The 7,862-nt window shown below is 59.0% G+C and carries 9 protein-coding genes and 1 tRNA gene; 6 read left to right on the top strand and 4 right to left on the bottom strand.

Features of this window, described 5'->3' with window-relative positions:
* The 4 genes from C9413_RS23925 to C9413_RS23910 all read left to right on the top strand — a co-directional run.
* Positions 1 to 1,357, top strand: a 1,357-nt coding sequence (locus C9413_RS23925) for an undecaprenyl-phosphate glucose phosphotransferase (protein WP_170250987.1), incomplete at its 5' end; no start/stop codon positions are given.
* Positions 1,354 to 2,598, top strand: a complete 1,245-nt coding sequence (locus C9413_RS23920; protein WP_170250986.1) for an O-antigen ligase family protein — start codon at positions 1,354 to 1,356, stop codon at positions 2,596 to 2,598. The genes C9413_RS23925 and C9413_RS23920, both read left to right, overlap by 4 nt.
* 39 nt (positions 2,599 to 2,637) lie before the next feature.
* On the top strand, positions 2,638 to 2,931 hold the full coding sequence (locus C9413_RS23915; protein ID WP_039844528.1) for a transcriptional regulator: 294 nt from the start codon (positions 2,638 to 2,640) through the stop codon (positions 2,929 to 2,931).
* Positions 2,932 to 3,005: 74 nt separating this feature from the next.
* Positions 3,006 to 3,155 (top strand): hypothetical protein, encoded by a 150-nt coding sequence (locus tag C9413_RS23910; protein ID WP_039844527.1) that lies wholly within the window; start codon positions 3,006 to 3,008, stop codon positions 3,153 to 3,155.
* 3 nt (positions 3,156 to 3,158) lie between these two features.
* Here the strand turns inward: C9413_RS23910 and C9413_RS23905 are convergent, their stop codons facing one another.
* Entirely contained in the window at positions 3,159 to 3,371 is a 213-nt protein-coding gene (locus tag C9413_RS23905; protein ID WP_039844526.1) for a hypothetical protein, read from the bottom strand.
* Between the two features lie 318 nt (positions 3,372 to 3,689).
* On the opposite strand from C9413_RS23905, the gene C9413_RS33775 reads away from it, so the two are divergent.
* Positions 3,690 to 3,953, top strand: a complete 264-nt coding sequence (locus C9413_RS33775) for a hypothetical protein (RefSeq protein WP_082046502.1) — start codon at positions 3,690 to 3,692, stop codon at positions 3,951 to 3,953.
* 59 nt (positions 3,954 to 4,012) lie between these two features.
* On the opposite strand, the gene C9413_RS23900 is transcribed toward C9413_RS33775, so the two are convergent.
* Together C9413_RS23900 and C9413_RS23895 are read right to left on the bottom strand one after the other, a co-directional pair.
* Positions 4,013 to 4,321 carry a hypothetical protein gene (locus C9413_RS23900; RefSeq protein ID WP_133940235.1) on the bottom strand — a complete coding sequence of 103 codons (309 nt, stop codon included), beginning with the start codon at positions 4,319 to 4,321 and terminating at the stop codon, positions 4,013 to 4,015.
* A 564-nt stretch (positions 4,322 to 4,885) separates the two neighbouring features.
* A tRNA-Pro gene (locus tag C9413_RS23895) sits at positions 4,886 to 4,959 on the bottom strand.
* A gap of 393 nt (positions 4,960 to 5,352) precedes the next feature.
* Between C9413_RS23895 and C9413_RS23890 the strand changes: the two genes are divergently transcribed.
* A complete protein-coding gene (locus C9413_RS23890) occupies positions 5,353 to 6,288 on the top strand; it encodes a LysR family transcriptional regulator (RefSeq protein ID WP_039844524.1) in 936 nt (311 codons plus the stop codon).
* Positions 6,289 to 6,455: 167 nt separating this feature from the next.
* Here C9413_RS23890 and C9413_RS23885 read toward each other — a convergent pair whose 3' ends face one another.
* On the bottom strand, positions 6,456 to 7,421 hold the full coding sequence (locus C9413_RS23885) for an MBL fold metallo-hydrolase (RefSeq protein ID WP_039844523.1): 966 nt from the start codon (positions 7,419 to 7,421) through the stop codon (positions 6,456 to 6,458).
* Between the last annotated feature and the right edge of the window lie 441 nt (positions 7,422 to 7,862).

Below are 7,862 nucleotides of genomic sequence, written 5' to 3'. Positions count from 1 at the left end.
TTACCAGGCGCCTCGGGGGCTCGGAGATGTGGATAAGACCCACTCTGGAGACGGCAGCGAAAGCCTTGGCGCGCGGGCGGGCATAGCAGCTGCCGCGGCAGCGTTGGGCGTCATGGCGCTGCAGCTTTCGGATACCTATTCCATTCCGGCTCTGCGGGCGCGCATTCGTCTGCTTCCGCGCATCTTCGGCGCCTGGGCGGCTGCCTTTGCCGTGACGGAAGCGATCTTTTCGCTCTTCCGCGATCTAGCATGGGCAGAGATAAACCTGCATGTTGCTTGGTTCTCGCTTGCCTCAGTCTTCCTGCTCGGCTCACGCTTCCTGGTCGCCTACGGCATCCGCAACTGGGCGCGCAACGGCGTCATGGAGCGCCGCGCCGTGATCGTCGGCGGCGGCGAACCTGCCAAGGATCTGATCCGCGTTCTCGAGCAGCAGGCAGACAACGATATCCGCATATGCGGCATATTCGACGACCGGGGCGAGAAGCGCTCGCCGGTCATGGTCGCAGGCTATCCGAAGCTCGGCACCGTTGCCGAACTGGTCGAATTCGTACGGCTGACCCGGATCGACATGCTGATTATCGCGCTGCCGCTGAGCGCCGAGGCGCGCATCCTGCAGCTTCTCAAAAAACTTTGGATCCTGCCGGTCGATATCCGCCTTGCGGCACATGCCAACCGCCTGCGGTTCCGACCGCGTGCCTATTCGCATATCGGCTCCGTGCCGATGCTCGACATTTTCAAGAAGCCGATCCGTGATTGGGACTCGGTCGCCAAACGAGGCTTCGACATCTTCTTCGCATCGCTTGCGCTTGTTTTGCTCTGGCCGGTGATGATCCTGACGGCCATTGCAATCAAGCTGACGTCCAAGGGTCCAGTCTTCTTCATGCAGAAGCGGCACGGCTTCAACAATGAGGTCATCAACGTCTTCAAGTTCCGCTCGATGTACACCAACATGAGTGATCACAACGCCAAGGTCGTAGTGACCAAGGGCGATCCGCGCGTGACGTCGGTCGGCCGCTTCATCCGCAAATCCTCGATCGATGAATTGCCGCAACTATTCAATGTGCTGAAAGGCGATCTCTCGCTCGTCGGCCCCAGGCCGCATGCAGTCCTGGCGCAGACCAAAGATCGCGCCTGGGGCGACATCGTTGAAGGCTATTTCGCCCGTCACCGCGTGAAGCCCGGCGTGACCGGCTGGGCGCAGATCAACGGCTGGCGCGGCGAGATCGACAATGACGACAAGATCAAGTTCCGCACCGCCTACGACCTCTACTATATCGAGAACTGGTCGCTCTGGTTCGATCTCAAGATATTGTTCCTGACGCCGGTGCGGTTACTCAACACGGAAAACGCCTATTGAGCCCGATCGAGGCGGCATATTCCCACGTCGCCCAACCGCAGCGCGCCGCACTGCGCTTCATCGGCTCGGCGATGGTTGCCTTCGGCGTCTTCCTCGCTGGCTTCGTCATCAATGAGCCTGCGCCTTACGAACTGTGGATGGCGGGGCTCGTCGGCATCTGGTTTATCCTCGGCCTTCGAATCTCGCGCTTCACCGCGATGCTTCTGACCCTGCTCCTGACCTTCAATGTCGGCGGCATGCTTTCACTGACGCAAATGAAGGACATGACCGGCGGGCCGATGTATGTCGCGGTCTCGACCTTCCTTGCCCTGACCTCTGTCTTCTATGCGGCCATCATTGAAGACAGCGCCAAGCGGCTGCCGCTGATCTTCAATGCCTGGGTCTTTGCAGCCGTCATCACCTCGTTGCTCGGTATACTTGGATATTTCCATGCCTTTCCCGGCGCCGAGGTCTTCACGCTCTACGACCGCGCGAAGGGCGCATTCCAGGATCCGAACGTCTTCGGACCGTTCCTGGTCGTACCGTCCCTCTATCTCATCCACGGCATATTGACGCGCGACCTGAAGACCTCGCCGTTGCGCGCCGCCGCGCTGCTGATCGTTGCGCTCGGCGTATTCCTGTCCTTTTCGCCCGCCGCCTGGGGCCTCTTCCTGCTCGGTGGGGTGCTGCTCGTCTTCCTGCTGCCCCTGAAGGAGCGAAGCGGCGCTTTCCGGCTGCGCATCCTCATCCTCTCGCTTCTGGCGATCGTTTTGATGGTCGCAGCCCTTCTGATTGCGCTTCAATTCCCGCAGGTCAGCGATTTGTTCAGCACCCGCGCACAGCTCGTCCAGGAATATGACGGCGAATATCTCGGCCGCTTCGACCGCCACCGCATCGGCTTTCAGATGATGATGGAAAGGCCGCTCGGTCTCGGCCCGATGGTGTTCGGCACCATCTTTCCGGAAGACGAGCACAATATCTGGCTGAAGACGCTGACGACCTATGGCTGGCTCGGCTTCGTCTCCTACGTGTCGCTACTCGTGTGGACGCTTTACCTCGGCCTCAAGAACCTCCTCAGGGATCGGCCCTGGCAGCCTTATCTGATGATCGCCTGGATCTGCATCATCGGCCACGCAGTCATCGGCAACGTGATCGACATCGACCATTGGCGGCATGTCTATCTTCTCCTCGGCATTGTCTGGGGGTGCGCCGCACTCGAACATCGCTACCGGCAGAGTTTCCCCGGCCATAGCGCGGTCTAAGTACTTGAGAACGGCGGCATTCGCGCTAAACTTCCAAGCATGATCACAGGAATGCAGATACGCGGCGCGCGCGCCATGACCGGGATGAGCATCGATGAGCTTGCCGCTGCGTCCGGCCTGACGCCGGAAGCTATAGAGGCGCTCGAAGACGGCGACGGAATGGGCGAGCCCGGCGCATTCCTTGCCGCCAAGCACGCGCTGGAGGCAGCCGGCGTGATCTTTATCGCCAGCGGCAATCAGGACGAAGGCGGCCCCGGCGTGCGTCTGCGGGCGCGCACGTCAAGCGACGACGGCATCCGGCCCGAAAACCTCAACGCCACCAACGACGACTGAGTGTGGCCCGCGCAAGGAACCAAAGGGATCCTTACGCGTTTTTCTTTCGATATCAAAACGTTGGGGAAAACATCTTGAACCGCAACAATGGTCTGTATTTCGTCATCGGCGCCTTGGTCGTCGTCATTGTCGGCCTTGGCGCCTATATTTTTAATGAGGAACGCAAGCCCGATGGCATCGAACTTCGCATCGGCCAGAACGGCATTTCCGTCGAGGAAAAGTGAGGACTAGAGATAGGCCTTCGCAAGGGCGGCGAGTTTCGTGCTGTCCTTGGCGCCCTGGCGATAGAGCTGGATGATCAGCGCGCCGAGGTGCTCGGCTTCGGGGGTGTTGCGGCTTAGTCCCCTCGCCTTGCAGACGACATCCAACACGCCGGAAATCACATCTAGGTCTTCCGAAAAGAGCGGCAGATCACGGGGATGAAAAGGTGTATCGAGCATCGAGCCGCACTTCCCATGAGGGCGAAAGCACAACTAGCATCATTCGCCGGCCGCCCATCCATGGCCGACGATATAGATAATATGCGCGCCGATTTCCGGCTTGGCAACTGGAACAAATGTCTCGTGGTCGCAGGCTGGATTCCGGCGCGCCTGCGCTTGTGCCGGCGCCCTGACTGGCGATCTGCCTGCTTTTTTTGCATGCCAGTCGAGCTTACGCTTTCCCGCATAAAACAGAGCACCATTTACTTGGTGCGCCAGAGGCGCGCGACACGGAAACGTTGCGCCGTTACGCGGCAAAACATTTGAAGGCCAATAGTAATGGGAATTCGACTGACGATTTTGATAGCTGCTCTGGTGTTATCCGGCTGCACCAGCGGCTCCGAAGGAATTGAGCCGATACGCGGAAGCATCACATATGGAGGCCAGCCACCGGTGCGGCTTAGCAAATCGCCACCCGGCTCTGTTCTGCCCCATCAATTTATCGACCCGACCGGCCGATGGGTGGAGGAAACCTACATCATTCAACCGGACAGAAGCCTCAAGCTCGTAAGACGGCGTGATGTAGTCGACAGCGCCGATTGAGTGGACACAAGCAAAGGAAAGGCCGGTGCGACACCGGCCTTTCCTAGGAAGCACATCGGTTACTTGTTACCACATAATTCTGCCATGTCGGTCTGGTCGTCGCCGCGACCAGGAGAGGTCCGCGCCTTGTCGTACGCAGAGCAATTGCCTTCCATGGAGCCTCCCCGAGTCATGGTCGTGCTGCCGGTTACATTGGGATCAACCCCAGCAGGCGCATTGCTATTGTTGCCGAAAGGATAGTCTTCCCCTTCCTGCACCGATGGGGGCGAACGCGTTGAGCTGGCCGAAGCGCCTTGGCTCTGGGCATAGGAAGCCGATGTTGCCATGCCGAGGGCCAGAATGGATGCTGCTAAAAGTTTTGTTGGCATAACGTCCTCCAGTGTTGCGTGGGTGACGGCAGGCTAACCCTAAGGGGACGGGCTTGTTCCGGAAACACCGGCGCTGCATGATAACAGCTCATCACGCTTTCGCGAGCGGCCGGTTTCTTCCAGCGCTGCCATGACGAGCTCTCGGTCAAGTTTTTCCTGAGATGTGAATGTGATAAATGGTCGGGGCGACTGGACTAGATGTATGCTCCGGCAAGGGAATTTGGCAATCGGGTCTACCGAAGCGCGACCAAGATCTGCGCCTTTCAACCGTGTAACGCCCGCGACGATGGGCATCCGCTGCCGGGCTCGCCTTTATATGGGCGAAGACATTTTTGAGGCGGACTTGTTCAACAAGCACTGGATTTGCCTGGCGTCGACTGCGACGTTCCAAAACAGGTGACGCCAAAAATGGAACTCTGTAAATTATTGAATCTATTATCGTTTAACTCTGTTCAGAGCCCGAAGTAACTGTTCCAGATAGAAATAGCGGCCAGTCGGACGTTGCCCCACCAGCCGCCTTTTCGTATACCCAACGATAACTCGTTGAATGAACGAGTAAAAATCTCGGAATGGCCGGATTTGAACCGACGACCCCTTGACCCCCAGTCAAGTGCGCTACCAGACTGCGCTACATTCCGTTACGCCGAAACGGCTTGATCCTGTTAGTCTTTTGGGTTTTTAGGCGCAAGGGAAAAATCGACGAGTGAGAATAAAAATGGAACGGAACGTACGAAAAAGCGCGAGTTAGAGCAGAAAGTCCCACCAGAGTCCCCGGGCGTTCACTTAGCGTTCGGCAGCCCTTACCCCCACAAGGTTAACGGACGATAAGCCCACGCAAGCTAACACGCCTAGACGAGGATGAACGCGACGAGGTTTTAGTAAGCTTAGGAGAAGCAATGGCGCGCAAGGAGATCAACCGGGAATCCCTTTTTGGCAGCGATCGATGCGAGAAATAGAGGAATTGAATTGGCTTGATTATCCGGCGAGATCGGTCTTCATTGTCCCGAATTCAGGATAAATGGGGGTGGTCCATGCTGCGTGACTTCAGCGACACGGCGGCGTTCGTAAAGGTCGTGCAGGAGGGCAGCTTCACCGGTGCCGCACGGGCGCTGCGAACGCCGAAGACGCGGATCAGCCGCAAAGTTCAGGAATTGGAGGCGCGGTTAGGGGCCCAGCTTCTCCACAGGACAACGCGCAGCCTGAAGCTCACCGAAGCCGGCACGATCTACTTCCAGCGTTGCGAGGGCTTGGTCAAAGATATCGAAGATGCCGAAAACGCTGTGGCCGAGCTGCAGCAACATCCCAAGGGCTGGCTCAGGATCACATCTCCACATTGGTTGTCGACCCGCATTTTAGCGCCGGTGCTCAGCGAATTCAGAAGGTTCTACCCGGATGTCTATCCACAGTTGCTTCTGGCCCATGAGGTGCTGGATGTCGTTGCCAAGGATATTGATATCGCCCTGCGTCTGTGGGAGGGACCCATGCCCGATTCCTCGCTCACTGCCCGCCGACTTGGCGATCTGCCAATGGGCATATATGCGGCTCCCGCTTATCTTGAAAGGCACGGAAGCCCTTCGAATCCGGCAGAGCTCGCAGATCACGCTTGCCTGTTGACACAGTTCTATTTCGACAAGCCGGTCCACGCCTGGCCTCTGACGCGCGAGGGGCGGTGCAACGAGTTTCCGGTACGGCCCGTTGCGGTGGCCAGCGATCCCGAAGGGTTGCACGGCTTTCTGCTGGCCGGCGAAGGCCTGCAAATGACCAGTCATCTCCGTGTCAGGGCGGACGTCGCGGCAGGACGCCTCGTCCACGTGCTGCCCGAATGGTCCGGACCGGCCCCCACGCTTTACGCGATGAGAGCAGGCGGACGTATCCAGCCGCCAAAGGTCAGGGCGTTTCTCGACTTTCTGGTGCCGAGGCTGAAGCTTGCTGAGATCCGCGACGAGAATGCTGCTGCTTCGCACTGAACGGCTCTGCGGCAGGGCGTGGTGAGGAGGCTTCTTGTTCCGGGTGGTCGCAAGCAGTTCGCTGGTCGCACGGGGCCTATTGAAGCCGGGACTGATCGCGACCGGTGCCGCCCGGACATGAAACCGGCGCAACGGGCTCCGCTCCGTTGCGCCGCGATGGGTCGTTTTCAAGAGGCATAATTGACGGGAACCCATTCGTAATTCGTCGCATCGCGGCGAACATGGCCGATGCCCGGAAAGGCAATGTGAGCGCCGGCCACCAGGTATTTGCCGTCGGTCGCATCCGCGAAGGCCGCCTCCCTGGCACGAATCGCCTCGGCCTGATCCGTATCGAACTGGATCGCCACGTCCGGCTCGTCGAACTGAAGCACGTTTCCATGGGTAATGTCGCCCCAGAAAACGATCTTTGCGCCTGCGCTTTCCACGACTATCGAGCTGTGCCCCGGCGTGTGCCCGGCCCGCAGGATCGAGCCGATGCCCGGCAGGATTCCGGCATTATCGGCGAAGGTGCGAACCCTGCCGGCTTCGGCATAGGGCCCCAGACTCTCATGCGCCTCGACGAAATAGCTTAGCGGCACGTTGGCCGATCGGCTTTCCCCAGGCGTTTCCATCCAGAAATCATGTTCACGCTTGTTGACGTGAACGGTCGCGTTGGCGAACACCGGCTTGCCCTTGATCGTCAGCCCGCCGGAATGGTCGGTATGGATATGCGTCAGGATGATGTCGTCAATCTGGTCCGCTTTGTAGCCGGCCGCCTCGAGATTGGCGACGAGCTCGCCGAGCGCACCATCGAGATAGGCGCCTGTGCCGGCGTCGATCAGCACCAGCCTGTCCCCCGTGTTGACGAGGAAGGCGTTGACCGACGTATCTGTGGGCGTGCCCATGAACGCCGCAGCCAGCGCTCTGCGCGCATCTTCGGCGTCGGTGTTTGTGTAAAGCTCCGGAAGCGGCAACGGAATAGTACCATCCGAAAGCGCCGTCAGTTCGAAGTTCCCAAGCTTCATTCTGTAAAAGCCGGGAGCCTGGAAAGGCTGAAAGGGTGCCTTCGCGAGGGCCGGGGTGAAGCCGCCCGAAACGGTTCCCGCTGCAAAAAGCGCCGCTGCGCTCTTGATGAGGCCTCTACGGGTGAGCATGGCAGTTCTCCGTGTTTGACGTTTCGTCCACCGTTTCCATGTTGATGGCTAACTGGTGTGAGCAGAAATCTAATCGGGTTCGGATAATCGCAGTAGGCGATGAAAACGGACCGCATTGTCTCGAAATTAGATACAATGCGCAGGCGTCTATGCATGAGGGGAGACGGGTTTGCAGTCCCGGGTGCGATTAGCACACCGCTGCACCGGCAGTTGTTCAAGGCCGAACCTTGCCAGGAAAGGTAAACGTCCGCGTCGCGAGCCATGCACGGACATACCGGCGGTATCGGCGAGCGGCAGCTACGGGCCGAAGGCTGTCCTTGGGCCGACTGGCGTAGGTGCGTTATAAGTCTCCTGCTCTTACCAAAGACGTTCACGACGCTTGCGCCGTGTTTCACCTTTCGGCGGTGACCGGGATTGCTCGATAGGGTTCGTTGCGGCTCA

Origin of the sequence: Rhizobium sp. SEMIA 4085, from assembly GCF_013004495.1 — a bacterium.
Classification (GTDB): domain Bacteria; phylum Pseudomonadota; class Alphaproteobacteria; order Rhizobiales; family Rhizobiaceae; genus Rhizobium; species Rhizobium gallicum.
The sequence above is the reverse complement of the archived record's forward strand: the minus strand, read 5'-3'. Positions and strand labels throughout refer to the sequence as shown.